14 protein-coding genes are annotated in these 15704 nt (G+C 71.7%); 9 read left to right on the top strand and 5 right to left on the bottom strand.

The window, feature by feature from the left end; translation table 11 throughout:
• The first annotated feature begins 72 nt into the window (after positions 1-72).
• Both VHA73_05950 and mnmA read left to right on the top strand, forming a co-directional pair.
• Positions 73-1230 carry a cysteine desulfurase family protein gene (locus VHA73_05950; protein ID HVX17557.1) on the top strand — a complete coding sequence of 386 codons (1158 nt, stop codon included), beginning with the start codon at positions 73-75 and terminating at the stop codon, positions 1228-1230.
• Positions 1227-2312 carry a tRNA 2-thiouridine(34) synthase MnmA gene (gene mnmA, locus VHA73_05945; protein ID HVX17556.1) on the top strand — a complete coding sequence of 362 codons (1086 nt, stop codon included), beginning with the start codon at positions 1227-1229 and terminating at the stop codon, positions 2310-2312. The genes VHA73_05950 and mnmA overlap by 4 nt, the downstream gene beginning before the upstream one ends.
• On the opposite strand, the gene VHA73_05940 is transcribed toward mnmA, so the two are convergent.
• Positions 2270-3160 carry a hypothetical protein gene (locus VHA73_05940; GenBank protein ID HVX17555.1) on the bottom strand — a complete coding sequence of 297 codons (891 nt, stop codon included), beginning with the start codon at positions 3158-3160 and terminating at the stop codon, positions 2270-2272. The genes mnmA and VHA73_05940 overlap by 43 nt on opposite strands.
• Positions 3161-3340: 180 nt before the next feature.
• Between VHA73_05940 and VHA73_05935 the strand changes: the two genes are divergently transcribed.
• Together VHA73_05935 and ligA are read left to right on the top strand one after the other, a co-directional pair.
• The gene (locus VHA73_05935) at positions 3341-4393 is read left to right on the top strand and encodes a hypothetical protein (protein ID HVX17554.1); all 1053 of its coding nucleotides are present in this window, start codon (positions 3341-3343) and stop codon (positions 4391-4393) included.
• Positions 4394-4434: 41 nt separating this feature from the next.
• A complete protein-coding gene (ligA, locus tag VHA73_05930; GenBank protein HVX17553.1) occupies positions 4435-6459 on the top strand; it encodes an NAD-dependent DNA ligase LigA in 2025 nt (674 codons plus the stop codon).
• 37 nt (positions 6460-6496) lie between these two features.
• Here the strand turns inward: ligA and VHA73_05925 are convergent, their stop codons facing one another.
• Complete coding sequence (locus VHA73_05925; protein ID HVX17552.1) at positions 6497-7033, bottom strand: hypothetical protein; 537 nt, start codon at positions 7031-7033, stop codon at positions 6497-6499.
• Positions 7034-7129: 96 nt separating this feature from the next.
• On the opposite strand from VHA73_05925, the gene VHA73_05920 reads away from it, so the two are divergent.
• Entirely contained in the window at positions 7130-9211 is a 2082-nt protein-coding gene (locus tag VHA73_05920) for a protein kinase (protein HVX17551.1), read from the top strand.
• A gap of 270 nt (positions 9212-9481) precedes the next feature.
• Here the strand turns inward: VHA73_05920 and VHA73_05915 are convergent, their stop codons facing one another.
• Entirely contained in the window at positions 9482-9883 is a 402-nt protein-coding gene (locus tag VHA73_05915; GenBank protein HVX17550.1) for an SCP2 sterol-binding domain-containing protein, read from the bottom strand.
• Between the two features lie 92 nt (positions 9884-9975).
• Positions 9976-10725, bottom strand: a complete 750-nt coding sequence (locus VHA73_05910) for a TetR/AcrR family transcriptional regulator (protein ID HVX17549.1) — start codon at positions 10723-10725, stop codon at positions 9976-9978.
• Between the two features lie 104 nt (positions 10726-10829).
• On the opposite strand from VHA73_05910, the gene VHA73_05905 reads away from it, so the two are divergent.
• The gene (locus tag VHA73_05905; protein ID HVX17548.1) at positions 10830-11585 is read left to right on the top strand and encodes an alpha/beta fold hydrolase; all 756 of its coding nucleotides are present in this window, start codon (positions 10830-10832) and stop codon (positions 11583-11585) included.
• Positions 11586-11639: 54 nt separating this feature from the next.
• On the opposite strand, the gene VHA73_05900 is transcribed toward VHA73_05905, so the two are convergent.
• Positions 11640-12332: a TetR/AcrR family transcriptional regulator gene (locus tag VHA73_05900; GenBank protein HVX17547.1), complete on the bottom strand. Its 693-nt coding sequence runs from the start codon at positions 12330-12332 to the stop codon at positions 11640-11642.
• A 96-nt stretch (positions 12333-12428) separates the two neighbouring features.
• Here VHA73_05900 and gatC point away from each other — a divergent pair, with 96 nt between their 5' ends.
• From gatC to gatB, 3 genes are read left to right on the top strand one after another with little or no spacing between them, the layout of a single operon-like run.
• Positions 12429-12731 carry an Asp-tRNA(Asn)/Glu-tRNA(Gln) amidotransferase subunit GatC gene (gatC, locus tag VHA73_05895; protein ID HVX17546.1) on the top strand — a complete coding sequence of 101 codons (303 nt, stop codon included), beginning with the start codon at positions 12429-12431 and terminating at the stop codon, positions 12729-12731.
• On the top strand, positions 12728-14173 hold the full coding sequence (gene gatA, locus VHA73_05890; protein HVX17545.1) for an Asp-tRNA(Asn)/Glu-tRNA(Gln) amidotransferase subunit GatA: 1446 nt from the start codon (positions 12728-12730) through the stop codon (positions 14171-14173). The genes gatC and gatA overlap by 4 nt, the downstream gene beginning before the upstream one ends.
• On the top strand, positions 14173-15681 hold the full coding sequence (gene gatB, locus VHA73_05885; GenBank protein HVX17544.1) for an Asp-tRNA(Asn)/Glu-tRNA(Gln) amidotransferase subunit GatB: 1509 nt from the start codon (positions 14173-14175) through the stop codon (positions 15679-15681). Before gatA ends, gatB begins: the two co-directional genes overlap by 1 nt.
• Positions 15682-15704: the final 23 nt, after the last annotated feature.

Here is a 15704-nt window from a genome sequence, read left to right as displayed (position 1 = left end):
GGCCCGGCTCGCGGCGGAGCGCGAGGGGCGGGCGGGGCGGGGTGCACGGGGGTCGCCGGTAGCCTGGTGCCGGTGTCCGAGCCACCCCTGACCTACCTCGACCACGCGGCCACGACCCCGTTGCGGGCCGCGGCGCGCGCCGCGATGGAGCCGTGGTTGGGCGGGTCGTTCGGCAACCCCACCGGGTCGCACCGCGCCGCGCGTGCGGCGCGCCGGGCGGTCGACGACGCCCGCGACGTGGTGGCCGATGCGATCGGCGCCCGTCCGTCGGAGGTCGTGTTCACGTCGGGCGGCACCGAGGCCGACAACTTGGCCATCGGCGGGGTGGCGTCGAGCCCTGACGCCCGGGTGTGGTGCTCGGCCATCGAGCACCCCGCGGTGCTCGCGGCGGCCGAACGCCACGACCGCACACTGCTCGGTGTCGGCACCGACGGGCGGATCGACCTCGCCGAGCTCGACGACCGGCTGGCGAAGGCCGTCGCCCTCGGCGAGCTGCCGGCGGTGGTGTCGGTGATGACGGTGAACAACGAGACCGGAATGGTGCAGCCGGTGGCCGGCGTCGTGGAGCGCGTCCGCGCCGCGGCGCCCGGGGTGCCCATCCACACCGACGCGGTGCAGGGCCTGCCGTGGCTCGACCTCGCCCGGCACGCCGCGGATGCCGACCTCGTTGCCGTGTCGGCCCACAAGGTCGGCGGCCCTCAAGGGGTTGGCGCGCTGGTCGTCCGCAACGGCGTGGTGCTCACGGCCCGGTCGGTGGGCGGCGGGCAGGAGCAGGCGCGCCGCAGCGGCACGCACAACGTGGCGGGCATCGTGGGGTTCGGCGCGGCCGTCGCCGAGCTGGTCCGCACCCGCGAAGCGCTGTGGGCCGACGTCGCTCGGCGCCGCGACCGGCTGGCCGACGGGCTGCTCACGGCCGTTCCCGACGCCGTCGAGACCGGCGTGCGGGCCGGCAAGGTCGCGGGCACGTGCCACTTGTGCATCCCTGGCATCGAGGCCGAGGCGCTGCTGTTCCTGCTCGACCGCGACGGTCTGTGTGCCACTGCCGCGTCGTCTTGTGCGAGCGGTGCGCTCGAGCCGTCGCACGTGCTGGCGGCCATGGGCATCCCGCGCGAGCTCGCGGCCGGATCCTTGCGGCTGTCACTCGGTCACACCACCACCGACGCCGACATCGACCGGGCCCTCGAGCTCATCCCCGCCGCGGTCGCGCGGCTGCGGAGCGACGCGTCGTGACCGACGGGCCGGGCGACCCCACCCGCGTGCTGGTCGCGATGTCCGGCGGCGTCGACTCGTCGGTGGCCGCAGCTCTGCTGCGCGACGCGGGCCACGAGGTCGTCGGCGTCACCATGAAGCTGTGGGGCGGCGAGTCCGACACCGGTTGCTGCTCGGTGTCCGATGTCGATGATGCCCGCCGCGTCGCCGACCACCTCGGCATCGACCACTACACGTTCGGGTTCGCCGACGACTTCACGACCCACGTCGTCGAGCCGTACGTCGCGGCCCATGCGGCGGGCCGCACGCCGAACCCGTGCATCGAGTGCAACCGCCACCTGAAGTTCGACCGGTTGCTCGCCCGCGCCGACGCGCTCGGGTTCGACGCGGTGGCCACCGGCCACCACGCCCGCATCGTCACCCGACCTGACGGCACCCGCCGGGTGGCCCGCGGTGCCGACCGCGCCAAGGACCAGTCCTACGTGCTGCACATGCTCGGCCAGCACCAGCTCCGGCGCCTCCGCTTCCCGGTCGGTCACCTCACCAAGGCCGACGTGCGCGCCGTCGCGGCCCACCTCGGCCTGCGCACCGCCACCAAGCCCGACAGCCAGGACGTCTGCTTCATCACCAACGAAGCCGGCCGGTCGGAATTCCTGCGCCGCCGCGCACCGCTGACCCCGGGTCGGGTCGTCGACCGGTCGGGCCGTGAGGTCAGCCGCGTCGACGCGGTCGAGCTGGTCACGATCGGCCAACGGCGCGGCCTGCACCTCGCGGGGGGCGGCGCGCCGCGCTACGTGACCGACGTCGACGTCGCGTCGGCAACGGTCACGGTCGGCGACGCCGACGAGCTGCGGCGCGACGAGCTCGAGGTCGCGGCGATCACGTGGGCCGCAGCACCCGTCGCCGGCCGCTTCGACGTGCAATGCAGCGCGCACGGCCAGCCGGCCCCTGCCCAGGTCGAGACGCGCGACGCGGGCGGGAGCGCAGTTCCGGCCGAACGGGCGGTGGCGCGTTGGGACGTGGCCAGGAACCGGGTGGCACCCGGCCAGAGCGTGGTGTTCTACGACGGCGACGAGGTGGTCGGCGGCGGCACCGCCGTGTGAGACGGCCCCACCGGCACCGGCAATCGGTGGCCGCGCGCCGCGTCGAGGAACGCCGCTGGCCGGCTCGGCGTGCACAGCACGCCTCGCACGGCCACCGAGTCGGGCGGTTGGCGCCGACCGGGTGAGATCGACAGCTCCTGCGGCTGGTCGAAGAGGATCTCGATGGCCAGGCCGAGCGCGTTGCGGGTCAGGTCGATCGACGGGTTGTCGACCGGCGCCGGGCGCACCGCCACGATGCTGCGCCGGGCGAACAGGGCGGCGTCGGCAAGCGTGATCGGGTCGTGCACCACCAGCCCCGCCGGCACGAACACGACCCAGCGCCGGGCAAGCAGGTGCAGTCGCTGGAGGGCGTACCAGGCGGCGGGCCAGCCGGCCGCCAGCAGCACGCCGCCGAACACCCACTGGCGGGCGGCGAGCAGCAGGGGACCGGCCACGAGCCCGCCGAACGCCACGAGCCACGTCACTTGCACGACACCCAGCACGAGCGTGGCCGGCGGGCGTAGCGCGAGCCGACGTTCGGGGCCGTACGACGACCCGTCCACGAACACGTCGCCGGTGACGGACAAGAACGCCACCACGACGGCGAGCGCCGCGCTCGCGACCGCCACGGCCGTCGCGAGGGGGCCGCCGCCACCGAGCGCCGACCACACCGCCGCCACGAGGGTGCCTGGTGCGATCGTGCGATACACCGTCAAGCTGGTCGTGCGCGGCACCAACGTGGCCACCAGCGCCGCCGTCCACAGCAGCCAGCCGAGCGCCGCGGCCACTGCCGTGACCGCCGCCGATCTGCCGTCGAGCGCCTGGCCCACTGCCGGGCTGACGAGAAACGCGACCAGCGCCCACGACACCCGAGCAGGCCACGGGTTGCTTCGCTGAGCAGGGGTTTGGTCGGCCACGGCCGTCGAGATTTGCCGACGCGGCACGCCGCTGGCTATTCCAAGGGGGACCTCTCCAGGGGGAACGAGGCCGTGCAGCGCCCGGCACGGCTGGTTGGCCAGGTAGGCAGCGTCACGGCTGCGGGGGAAGCAATGACCGATCTCGATCGCTCGGACGAGCCAACTCCCGGTTCGTCGCCCGAGGCCGTCCTCGCCGGCGGGTCCCCGACGTCGATCGGCAGCTTGCCCCACGTCGACCCCGCGGCGGCCGTCGCGTTCGAGCTCGCCCAGCATCCCGAGCTGCCGGCCGCACCCACGCTCCCGACCCGCACCCCGTTCGAGTCGATGCTCGTGCAGGCCGGTTGGGGCGTGCCGGGCGTGTCGTTCACCGACGACGGCGCGCTCGTCGTGCAGCCTTCACAACTCGACCCCGACGCCCCCACCGACGATGTCGAGCTGGTGGGTGAGCCGTTCGCCACGTGGCGGGCGTTCTGCGAAGCGGTCGGCGCGAGCGGCCGCCAAGGTCCGGTCAAGCTCCAGCTCACCGGCCCGGTCACGTTCGGGCTGGCCTTGCTCGACGGCGGGGCGCCGCTCGACGTGGCGTTCCGGGTGGCCGCCACCGCGGTGCGCGACCGCGTGCAGGCCCTTGTCGGGTTGGCACGCCGGTCGTTCGGCGTACCGATCGTGTTGTTCCTCGACGAGCCGGCGCTGGCCGGCGGCTTGCGCGCCGAGCTGCCGATCGACGCCGACACCACGATCGACCTGCTGTCGGCCGCGCTGGCGGCGGTCGAGCGGCACGCGGTCACCGGGGTCCATTGCTGCGGTCCGGCCGACTGGCGCCTGGTGCTCAACGCCGGGCCGCAAGTGCTGTCGCTGCCGGTCGACGCCGGCGCGGCCGGCGCGGCCGGGGCGTTCAGCCAGTTCCTCGAAGGCGGCGGCTGGGTCGCGTGGGGGGCCGTGCCCACCGCGGCGCCGTTGGGCGAGCGTGCCGGCCGCTACTGGAAGTTGCTGTCGGGTCAGTGGTGTGAGCTGGTGCAAGGCGGCTGCGATCCGGTGCAGCTCCGGAGGCAGGCCCTGCTGACGCCCGAGTGCGGTCTCGCCCTGCACGACCTCGCACAGGCGGAGCACGTGCTCACGTTGGTGCGCGACTTGTCGAACCGGATGCACGACCAGGCCCTCGGCATCCGGCTGTCGGTCGGCGCATAGCGCCCAGGCTCGCCGTCACTGGCCGTCGGTACGATCGGGCGGTGACCGCGCCACCAGAAGTCGTCGCCCGGGTCGCCGCGCTCCGCGCCGAGCTGATCGAGCACAACCGCCGCTACTACGAGCTCGACGAGCCGACCATCGCCGACGCCGAATACGACGCGCTCGTCCGCGAGCTCCAGGCCCTCGAGGGCGAACATCCCGAGCTGCTCACCCCCGATTCACCGAGCCAGCGCGTGTCGGGGTTCGCGCCCACGTTGTTCGCGCCGGTCCGCCACGCGGAGCCGATGATGTCGCTCGACAACGTGTTCGACGTGGCCGACCTGCTCACATGGGGCGAGCGCAACGAGCGCCGCCTCGGCGACGCCGCCGTGCACTACGTCTGCGAGCTCAAGATCGACGGGCTGGCCATCTCGATCCGCTACGAGGGCGGGCGGTTGGTGCAGGCCGCCACACGAGGCGACGGGCGCACCGGCGAGGACGTGACCGGGAACGTCCGCACGATCGGCGTGATCCCCAAGCGTCTGGCGGCCGGTGCACCGGAAGTGCTCGAGGTGCGCGGCGAGATCTACATGTCGGCCACGGCCTTCGCCGAGCTCAACCGCCACCAGGGCGAAGCCGGCCTGCGGCTGTTCGCCAACCCGCGCAACGCGGCGGCCGGATCGTTGCGACAGAAGGACCCGGGTGTCACGGCCAGCCGGGAGTTGGCCATGTGGTGCTACCAACTCGGCCAAGTCGAGGGCGGCCCCGACTTCACGACGCACTGGCAGACCCTCGAGTTCCTCGGCGACCTCGGGTTCCCGGTCAACCCCGAGATCCGCACGTTCGACGAGCTCTCGCGGGTGCACGAGTTCGCCGAGCACTGGCAGGAGCACCGCCACGACCTCGACTACGAGATCGACGGCGCGGTCGTGAAGATCGACGAGCTCGCCCAGCGCGACCAGCTCGGCTCCACCTCCCGCGCGCCCCGCTGGGCGATCGCGGTGAAGTTCCCGCCCGAGGAGCGCACCACCAAGCTCCGCAACATCTCGATCTCGGTGGGCCGCACCGGTCGGGTCACCCCGTTCGCGGAGCTCGAGCCCGTGTTCGTGGGCGGGGTCACGGTCGGCATGGCCACATTGCACAACGAGGACCAAGTCGCCCAAAAGGACGTGCGTCCCGGTGACACCGTGATCGTCCGGCGCGCCGGCGACGTGATCCCCGAAGTGGTCGGCCCGGTCCTCGCCGAGCGTCCCAAGGGCCTGCGCAAGTGGACGTTCCCCACCATCTGTCCCTGCCCCGTGAAGTCCACGTTGGTGCGCGCCGAAGGTGAGGCGCAGCACCGGTGCGTCCACCCTGCCTGCCCGTTCCAGCGAGCGGGGGCGATCATCCATTTCGCGTCGCGCGGCGCCATGGACATCGAGGGGCTCGGCGAGCAGCGGGTGTACCTGTTCGCCGACCTCGGGCTGCTCGGCGACATCGGCGACATCTACTCGATCGACGGCGACCGTCTTCGTGGCCTCGAGGGCTTCGGCGACACGTCGGTCGACAACCTCCTGGCCGCGATCGAGGTGTCGAAGGAGCGCCCGCTCGCCAACGTGCTGGTCGGCCTCAACATCCGTCACTTGGGTCCGGCCGGCGCCGAGGCGCTCACCGGCGCGTTCGGCAACCTCGACAAGATCATCGCCGCGCCCGAACAAGCCCTGGCCGCCGTCGAAGGCGTGGGGCCGGTCATCGCGGCTTCGGTGCGTGCCTGGTTCGACGACCCGGCGCACCTGGCGGTCGTCGACAAGCTCCGCGCTGCCGGCGTCAACTTCGACGCCCCGGCCGACCAAGTGGTGCTCGAGCCGACGTTGGCCGGCAAGTCGGTGGTGGTCACCGGCACGCTCGACGGCTACAGCCGCGAGGCCGCCGAGGCCGCGATCAAGGCGCGCGGTGGCAAGTCGCCCGGCAGCGTGTCGAAGCGGACCACGGCCGTGGTCGTGGGCGCCGAGCCCGGCGCCTCGAAGGTCACCAAGGCCGAGGAGCTCGGCATCCCCATCCTCGACGAGCCGGCGTTCGAACGGCTGCTCGCCACCGGCGAGCTCTGAGGAGCAGCGCGGGCGGCGACCCTGCCGTCGACCTTCGCTAGTTGACCGTGAAATGCCAGCTGAGCGTGCGGGCGGAGCGCTGGCCGCGGGCGATGTTCCAATACCGCAGCGTGAGCGTGACGTCGCCCGTGCCGTAGGTCTCGATGACCTTGCCCTTGCCGGGGGTGAACAGGACCTCGTTGCGGTTGTTGGGTCGGGGGCCGAGCTTCGGGTCGTACTCCCGCGAGGTCACCGGGATGGCGCCGTCCATGTCGGTCTCGGGGATCGCCACGCCGTTGACCGTCAGCCGCCCGTCGTAGCCCTGCTGGAGGTAGGCGCCGATCTGCGCCTGGTGCAAGATGTGCGACCCCGGCAACGGGACCTCGCGCACCACCGCCGGATCATGCGTGGGCGCCTGTTCGTTGCTGGGCGCGTGGCTGAACGCGAACACCACGAACGCGGCCGCGCCGATGAGCAGCAGGCCGAACACCGTGCGGCGCACCCACCGGTGGGGATCGTCGCCGACGTCGGCGGATGGCCAGGCGTAACGGTGGTCGGCCGGCTCGGTGTCGGGTGGGGTTTCAGGAGGGGTCATGGAGGCGGGCAACTCCCTCATTGTTGCCGTTGGCGGGCGGCCCTCTGGCGCGGCACCATCCCCCGGCCCGGCAAGGGCCGCCGGTACGCTTGCGTGATGGCCCAGTCGCGCCTGACCGATGCACTCGGTCGTGTGCTCGGCGGCCGGTATCGCCTCATCGCCCCGCTCGGCGTGGGGGCTTCTGCCCAGGTCTTCCTGGCCGACGATGTCAGGCTCCGTCGCCGGGTCGCGGTCAAGATGCTGCACGTCGCCCTCGCGGACGACCACGATTTTCTGCGCCGCTTTCAGGCGGAGGCCCAGGCCGCGGCCGCCCTCAACCACCCGCATGTCATGGCCGTCTACGACTGGGGCCAGGAGGACGTCCCGTACCTGGTGCTCGAGTTCCTGGGCGGTGGCAGCGTCCGCGGCATGCTCGACAAAGGCCGGCGGCTGAGCCCGTCACAAGCGCTGCGAGTGGGGCTCGAGGCGGGCCGTGCGCTCGAGTACGCGCACAGCCGCGGCTTGGTCCACCGCGACATCAAGCCCGCCAACTTGTTGTTCGGTGAGGAAGGGCGCCTGCGCGTCGCCGACTTCGGCCTCGCACGCGCGCTGGCCGAGGCGGCGTGGACCGAACCGCAAGGCGCCGTGCTCGGCACTGCCCGCTACGCGGCGCCCGAGCAGGCACGCGGTGAACGGCTCGACGGCAAGGCCGACGTGTACGCCTTGGCCCTGGTGCTCTGCGAGGCGGTGACTGGCGAAGTCCCGTTCGCGGCGGACACCACGATCGGCACGTTGATGGGTCGGGTCAACCGCCCGCTCGAGCCGCCAGCCGAGCTGGGTCCGCTGCGCGACGTGCTCGCCCGCGCCGGCACCACCGACCCAGCCGATCGGCTCGACGCGCACGGTCTCGTCACCGCGCTGCTCGCGGCGGCCCGGGATCTGCCCGTGCCCCAGCCGCTGCCACTGGCCGGTACGGCCGCGAGCGACCCCGACATCCCGCTCGTCGACGCCGATCCCACGTCGATCCCGAGCTCGGCCGCGGCGGGGATCCTGGCCGACGGCGACGACGACCCCGACGCCACCCGCGCCGCGCCTTACCCCGTGCTCGCCGGGGCGCCCGACGCCGACCTCGACCGCACCGCCGTGGTGGGCCCGGTCCGCGACGCTGGCTCGGACACGCAGATCGGTGTCTCGCCCGTTGCGCCGGCCGCCGGCCGTCAAGGGCGCAAGGCGGCGAGGGACCAGCGCCGCGCGCGGCGCGCCACGGCGCAGAAGGAACGTCGTGGTGCGGGGCGACGGATCGGCACTGCGCTGGTGGCGCTGTTGCTGCTCGCCGGCATCGGTGTCGGCGGGTTCTTCGGGTACCAGGCGCTCACCGCCAAGCCCGCGCACGCCGTGCCCGCCACGATCGGCGCGGGCACCTTGAACCAGCGCCAAGCCGAGGCACAAGTGAAGGCGCTCGGCTACCACTGGAACGTCGCGTTCGCGCACTCCCGCAAGGACGGCTCCACCCGCGGCAACATCATCGGCACCCGCCCGGCGGCCGGCAAGAAGCTCGAGGAGGGTGGCACGCTCACCTTGGTGATCTCCGACGGGAACACGCTGGTGAGGGTTCCCGATGGCCTCGCGGGTCACGACCTCGGCTCGGTCAAGACGCTGCTCGGGGCCCCGGCGTTCCAGCTCAGCGTGCAGCCCGAGTACGCCTACGACGAGACCGTCGCTCGGGGCATCGTGATGGGCCTCAAGGACGGCACCCCCAAGCAGGTCGAAAAGGGCGCCACGATCGGGGTGGTCGTGTCGAATGGCCCGAAGCCACGGGTCATCCCGAGCGGGCTGACGGGCACTGATCCCACGTCGGCGGCCCAGAAGCTGCAGCAGATGGGTCTCCACACCGCCCAGCGCACCGACTACAACGACACGATCCCGAGCGGACAGGTCATCGGGACCGAGCCGGGCCCGGGCACCCAGGTGCCGCGGGGCTCGACGGTGGTGGTCGTGGTGTCCAAGGGCCCGCAGCCCGTGCAAGTGCCGTCGATCGCGGGGGTCACCACCCAGGCTGAGGCAATCGCCCGGCTCCAGGCCGTGGGGCTCCGGCCGGGCAATGTGAGCGGTCCCATCACCGGCACTCCGGTGGCTTACCGACCGGGCAGTGGGACCACCGTGAAACACGGGTCGTCGGTCGACATCATCTTGGGTTGACGCAGCCCGCGGACTGAGCGCGCGCCCAGCGACCGTGGTCGGTCGTGAAGGGATCTGGAGGCGTCATGCTGCGCTGAGGTGGACGGAGATATCTCCGCTTTTCTCCTTGCAGGTCCTCGTCAACAACTGCGGAGGGCGTTTACAATCGCACCGTTCGATCGCGCGACCGGTGGGGCCGGTTGGGGCGGTTCGTCCGGTGTGGTGATCCCCAGCCACCACAGCGTGGCGGCCGCTCCAACCGGCCCTATCGACGTCGTGGCGACTGGTTGGTCAGTCGGTGATGGCCTTGATCCGCTCGGCCACCTGCTGCGCGGTGGCGTCGGGCTGGGCGGTCTGCATCGCCATCAGCTTGGTCATGTCGCCCTGCACCTTGATCTTGCCGGACATGAACGCCTGCATCCCCGCCTGTGGGTTGCCGTCGATCAGGATCGCCTTGGCGGTCGCGTAGTCGAGCGTGCAGGTGAGGTCGGGGTTCTCGAGGTGACCGGTGTCGAGCTCGAGGTCGCCCTCGGAGGTGTCGAGGTGTGCGTCGCGCGAGTCGTCACCGAAAGGGACCTCGGTGACCACGAGGTTCATGCGCACCGCTTGTGGCGGCGCCTCCCCTTGGCCGTGGAACTCCTCACGGATCTTGCGAGCCTCGGTGATCCATTCGTCGGACAGGAATTGCGGCACGGCTTTTTCCCCTTGTTGCCGGTTTCGTTACCGGCGGGAACTTTAGAGGTTTCGCGGCGCAGGCGAGCGCGGGAACGTCGCCGTGCGGTGGCTCACGGCGCGGCGACCGCGCGGGGGAGGGCCGGCGGCGCGGCCAGCACGCGGCGAGCGACTTCCTCGTCGGCCGCGAGCGAGCACACGATGAACCGGCCGACGAAACCGCCGAGCTCGTCGGGGTCGTTCGCGATCCGGCCGGTGCGGTGGAAGTGGCTGAAGTAGCCGACCGAACCGACCACACCGAGCGCCAGCAGGTGGGGATCGTCGTCACGGATCGTGCCGTTGGCGACACCTTGGCGCATGATCCGCTCGACGTCGTCGACGTAGACCTCGTTGCCGCGGCGAAGCACGTCGCCGAACTGCTTTTCGATGGTTTCGACCTCGAGCAGCGCGAAGAAGTGGGCGTGGCGGCTCATGTACGTGACCGAGGCCTGGATGCCCTGGTGGATGCGTGCGAGCGGCTCGGCGTCGGGGTCCATCGCCTGGCCTTGCGCTTGGCGAAGTCGTAGCCGGTTCAGTTCGACGAGCTCGCGGAAGAGCGCGGCCTTGTTCTCGAAGTACCAGTAGAAGAGCCCTTTGGCGACGCCCGCCCGCTCGACGATGTCGACGATGCGCGTCTCGTTGTAGCCCCGCTCGGCGAACAGGTCCGCGGCGTGGTCGAGCAGTTGCTGCTTGCGCTCCTGGCCTTGGACGGTCAGTCGGCGATCGGTGGACATCGGCATGCCTTCGGCTCGGACCTCCAGGCGGAGGGGACGGCGGTTGACCGGCGGCGGGTTGACCCGCGGGTCAAGCAATTCTTCGACCATTCTTCGTGAAGGGTCAAGATTCCCCCCGACCGAACTTCGGAGAGTTCTGTGGGCACCTGGCACCCACAACTCTCCGAAGAACGCAGTGACGTAGCGTGCACGCCATGACGGATCCGATTCTTCCGGGCGCCGAGCCGTGGTCGGCGCCCGGTGGCCCCAACGGGGCCCTCGTGCTGCACGGCTTCACCGGCAGCCCCCACTCGATGCGCGGCCTGGCCGAAGCGTTGGCCGGCGCCGGCTTCGGCGTGGAGCTGCCGTTGCTTCCGGGCCACGGCACCTCGGTCGACGACATGCTCACCACTTCCTGGGACGACTGGTCCGCGGCGGCCGAAGCGGCCTACCAGCGACTGGTCGGGCGCTGCCCCGGCAAGGTGATCGTGACCGGACTGTCGATGGGCGGCACGCTCACGTTGTGGCTCGCCGAACGCCATCCCGAGATCGCCGGCATCGCGCTGGTCAACGCCGCGGCGCAGGACCAGCCGGGGCTCCGCGAGCTCGCCGAGGCGCTCCTGGCCGGCGGTGACCAGACCATGGACGGCATCGGCTCCGACATCGCCGATCCCGACAGCACCGAGTTGGCCTATGACCGCACGCCGCTGCTCCCGCTCGAGAGCCTTGCCGACGCGTTGCCCGCGGTGAGTGGCTCGCTCGGATCGGTCCAGTGCCCGACGCTCGTGCTGAACAGCCCGCAGGACCACGTGGTGCCGCCGGGAGACAGCGACGCGATCGCGGCGGGTGTCAGCGGTCCGGTCGAGCGGGTCACCCTCGAGCGGAGCTTCCACGTGGCCACACTCGACTACGACAAGGACCTCATCAACCAGTCGGTGGTCGACTTCGCCAACAAGGTCACCGCCGGCTGAGCCGACCTTCGGAGAGTTCGGGGCAGCCGACACCCACACGTCTGCGGAGTTCGCTCAGATAGCGGCGCGCAGGCAGAAGGCGGCGATGCGGTCGAGGTCGGCGGCGGTCGGATGCGTGCGAGACCACAAAAAGTCCGACACCCGGCCGATCACCGCGTGGGCCACCAGCAGTGTGTCGGGGCCAGGGTCGGCGTTCCCGAGGTCGCGAAACGGCGCCACCAGGAGCGCGGCGACAGGAACACTGGCGTTGTAGTGGTCGACGCTCGGGTCGGGATGGCCGTTGCCGTACGCCAGGATCGCGAGTGTGGTGGTGGCGGTGGGTTCGCTGGTCTGCGACAGCATCCCCTCGACCCACTTGCGGACCTTGCCTTCGGCGGTCGGCGCCTTGTCCATCTGGTGGGCCACGTAGCGGGCGAGCCGTTCGGTGCCGTCCTCGAGCAAGGCCAGCACGAGCGCGTCTTTCGACGGGAAGTGGCGGTAGAAGGCGTCGTTCGACAGTCCGGCTTCGGCCACGATGTCGGCCACCCTCGCCTTGGACGCCGTGCCGTGGCGGGCCATCACGGCCAGCGCCGAATCGAGCAACCGGCGGACCTCGGTGGTGTAGTCGGCCCCCCGTTTCGCCAGCGACCGGGCCGCGATCCGCACCGCCACGTCGTCGGCCTCAGAAACCCGGTTCTTCGCCACCAGAGCCAGATTCTGCCCGTCGCCGATCGCGCCACGCAACGACCGTGCGACGGCTGTCGCCACGGCCACCACGCCCGCACTCCCACCGTTGTGGGCACCGGAGCGTGCCCCGGTGGGCGCTGTGAGGTGCTCGGAAAGGGGTGCTCTAGCATCGCTGCCATGTCCGAACGCATCACGCGTGACGAGGTCGCGCATGTGGCGAAGCTGGCACGACTGCGGCTGTCCGACGACGAGCTCGACACGTTCACCGGCCAGCTCGCCGACATCTTGGGCCACGCGGCCGATGTCGAGGCGCTCGACGTCGGCGACGTGCCGCCCACCTCGCACCCCTACCCCCTGCGCAACGTGCTGCGCGACGACGTCGTCGGCGTCACGCTCGACCGCGACGAAGTGCTGGCGGCTGCGCCTCGCGCCGAGTCCGGGATGTTCGGCGTGCCGCAGATCCTGGGGGAGGAGCCGTGAGCGCCGAGACCGCGCTCCAGCTCGCGGCCGCCGTGCGGGCCGGCGACCGATCCGCTCGCGAGGTGCTCGACACCCATCTGGCCGCCATCGAGGCGCGCGAGGGCGATATCCACGCGTTCAACGAGGTGCTGGCCGACCAGGCCCGCGAGGCAGCCGACGCGGTCGACGCCCAAGTGGCGGCGGGCCAGGACCCGGGCCCGCTCGCGGGCGTGCCGATCGCGCTGAAGGACAACTTGTGCACCCGCGGCATCGCCACCACCTGCTCCTCGAAGATCCTCCAAGGGTGGCGGCCGCCCTACGACGCGACGGTCGTCCAACGCGTGCGAGCGGCGGGCGCCGTGGCGATCGGCAAGGCCAACCTCGACGAGTTCGCCATGGGCTCTTCCACCGAGAACTCGGCGTTCGGGCCCACTCGCAACCCGCTCGACCCCACCAGGGTCCCGGGCGGGTCGAGCGGCGGTAGCGCCGCAGCGGTGGCCGCGGGCTTCGCGCCGCTGGCGCTCGGCTCCGACACCGGGGGTTCCATCCGCCAACCCGCCGCGCTGTGCGGGGTCGTGGGGGTGAAGCCCACGTACGGCGCGGTCAGCCGATACGGCCTCATCGCGTTCGCATCGAGCCTCGACCAGATCGGGCCGTTCGCGACGACCGTGGCCGACGCCGCCGCGCTGCTCACGGTGATCGGCGGCCACGACCCGCTCGACTCCACCTCGATCCCGGAACCGCCCGCGGACCTGGTTGCGGGGCTCGACCGCGGGGTCGACGGGCTGCGGGTCGGTGTGATCTCCGAGCTGTTCGACCTCGGCATCGCGCCTGACGTCGCTGCCCGCACCCGTGAGGCCGCCGATGCGCTGGCCGCGGCCGGCGCCAAGGTCGACGAGGTCTCGGTGCCGGCAACGGTGTACGGCCTGTCGGCGTACTACCTGATCGCCCCGGCCGAGGCGTCGAGCAACCTGGCCCGCTTCGACGGCATGCGCTACGGCTTGCGGGTCGACGGGCCGACCGCCGAGGACACCATGGTCGCCACCCGCACCCAAGGGTTCGGCGCCGAGGTCAAGCGACGGATCATGCTCGGCACCTACGCCTTGTCGGCTGGCTACTACGACGCGTACTACGGCAAGGCGCAACGCGTCCGAACCCTCATCGTCCGCGACTTCGCGAAGGCGTACGAGCGCTTCGACGTATTGCTCGCGCCCACGTCGCCCACCACCGCGTTCGAGCTCGGCGCCAAGACCGCCGACCCGCTCACCATGTACCTCAACGACGTGTGCACGATCCCGTCGAACCTGGCCGGCGACCCGGCCATGTCGGTGCCGTTCGGCACCGGCGACGACGGCTTGCCGGTCGGCGTGCAAGTGCTGGCGCCTGCGCTCGGCGAGCCCGTCATGTTCCAAGTGGGAGCCGCGCTCGAAGCGGCCGCGCCCGCCACGGGAGGGGAGGCCTGATGTCCACGACCGACACGTCCGCAGCCTCGGACACGTCTGGCGCCGGCGCCGGTCTCCTGCCCGACGGCTGGGAGCTGGTGGTCGGCCTCGAAGTCCACGCCGAGCTGCTGACCGCCACCAAGATGTTCTCGGCCGCACCCAACGCGTTCGGTTCCGACCCCAACACGAACATCGACCCGACCACGCTCGGGTTGCCGGGGTCGCTTCCCGTGTTGAACCACAAGGCCGTGGAGCTGGCGATCCGGCTCGGCCTGGCCCTCAACTGCTCGGTGGAGCCCAGCGTGTTCGCCCGGAAGAACTACTTCTATCCGGACATGCCGAAGGACTTCCAGATCAGCCAATACGACAAGCCGATCAACGTCGACGGCTGGTTGGAACTGCCCGACGGCACCCGCATCGGGGTCGAGCGCGCCCACCTCGAAGAGGACACCGGCAAGTCCACCCACATGGGCGGCAGCGGCCGGATCCAAGGCGCCGACTACTCGCTGGTCGACTACAACCGCGCCGGCGTGCCGCTGCTCGAGATCGTGAGCCGGCCCGACATCCGCACGGCGGAGCAGGCCCGCGCCTACGTCGCCGAGCTGCGGGCGATCCTGGTCGCCACCGGTGTGAGCGACGGGAAGATGGAGGAAGGCTCGATGCGGGTCGACGCCAACGTGTCGGTTCACGAGGTCGGCACCGACTTCGGCACCCGCTGCGAGATCAAGAACCTCAACTCGCTGCGGTCGCTCGGCCGGGCCATCGAGTACGAGGCCCGCCGGCAGTACGAGGCCGTGCAGGCCGGCGAGTCGATCCGCCAGGAGACCCGCCACTGGGACGACACCGCAGGCCGCACGTCCACCATGCGGGTCAAGGAGGAAGCCGAGGACTATCGCTACTTCCCCGAGCCCGATCTGGTGCCGCTCGAACCGTCGGCCGGGTGGGTCGAGGAGATCCGCGCCGCCCTGCCGGTGCTGCCCTCGGCCCGCCGGGCCCGTCTCGCCGACGCCACCGGCGCCGACCGCGCCGCCGACGCGGTCGCGGTTCTGGTGGAACGGGGGCTCGACGACCTCGTGCTCGCCGCAGTCGACGCCGGTGCCGATGGGAGCCGTGCGCTCGTCCACGCCGAGCAGAACCTCACCGCCGACGCGGCGGGTGCGGTGACGGCCGAGGCGTTCGCCCGTCTCGTGGCCATGGAGACGGGTGGCGAGCTGACCGCCACACAGGCCAAAGCGGTGCTGGCCGCCATGGTCGACGGCGAAGCCGGTGGCGACCCCCAGGCGATCGCCGAGGCCAAGGGCTTCGAGGCGGTGGGCGGCGACGTGGTCGACCAAGCGGTCGACGATGCCATCGCGGCCAACCCCGACGCCTGGGCCAAGTACTGCGCGGCGGTCGCGTCGGGTGACGAAGCCGGGGCGAAGAAGGTGTCGGGCGCGTTCGTGGGGCCGGTGATGAAGGCCACCAAGGGCAACGCCAACGGCGGCGAGGTCATGGCCATCTTGGCCCGCAAGGCGGCCGCCACGACCTGACCCCAACCGGCGATCGGCGCCGG

Source organism: Acidimicrobiales bacterium, assembly GCA_035547835.1.
GTDB lineage: Bacteria > Actinomycetota > Acidimicrobiia > Acidimicrobiales > Iamiaceae > DASZTW01.
Note: the sequence above shows the minus strand (reverse complement) of the source record. Positions and strands in the feature narration are given on the sequence as shown.

Bases quoted from the DNA above. Each gene is read 5' to 3' on its own strand.
- VHA73_05935 (HVX17554.1), top strand. From the start codon at position 3,341: ATGACCGATCTCGATCGCTCGGACGAGCCAACTCCCGGTTCGTCGCCC.
- VHA73_05925 (HVX17552.1), bottom strand. From the start codon at position 7,033: ATGACCCCTCCTGAAACCCCACCCGACACCGAGCCGGCCGACCACCGT.
- VHA73_05920 (HVX17551.1), top strand. From the start codon at position 7,130: ATGGCCCAGTCGCGCCTGACCGATGCACTCGGTCGTGTGCTCGGCGGC.
- VHA73_05910 (HVX17549.1), bottom strand. From the start codon at position 10,725: ATGGTCGAAGAATTGCTTGACCCGCGGGTCAACCCGCCGCCGGTCAAC.
- VHA73_05905 (HVX17548.1), top strand. From the start codon at position 10,830: ATGACGGATCCGATTCTTCCGGGCGCCGAGCCGTGGTCGGCGCCCGGT.
- gatC (HVX17546.1), top strand. From the start codon at position 12,429: ATGTCCGAACGCATCACGCGTGACGAGGTCGCGCATGTGGCGAAGCTG.
- gatB (HVX17544.1), top strand. From the start codon at position 14,173: ATGTCCACGACCGACACGTCCGCAGCCTCGGACACGTCTGGCGCCGGC.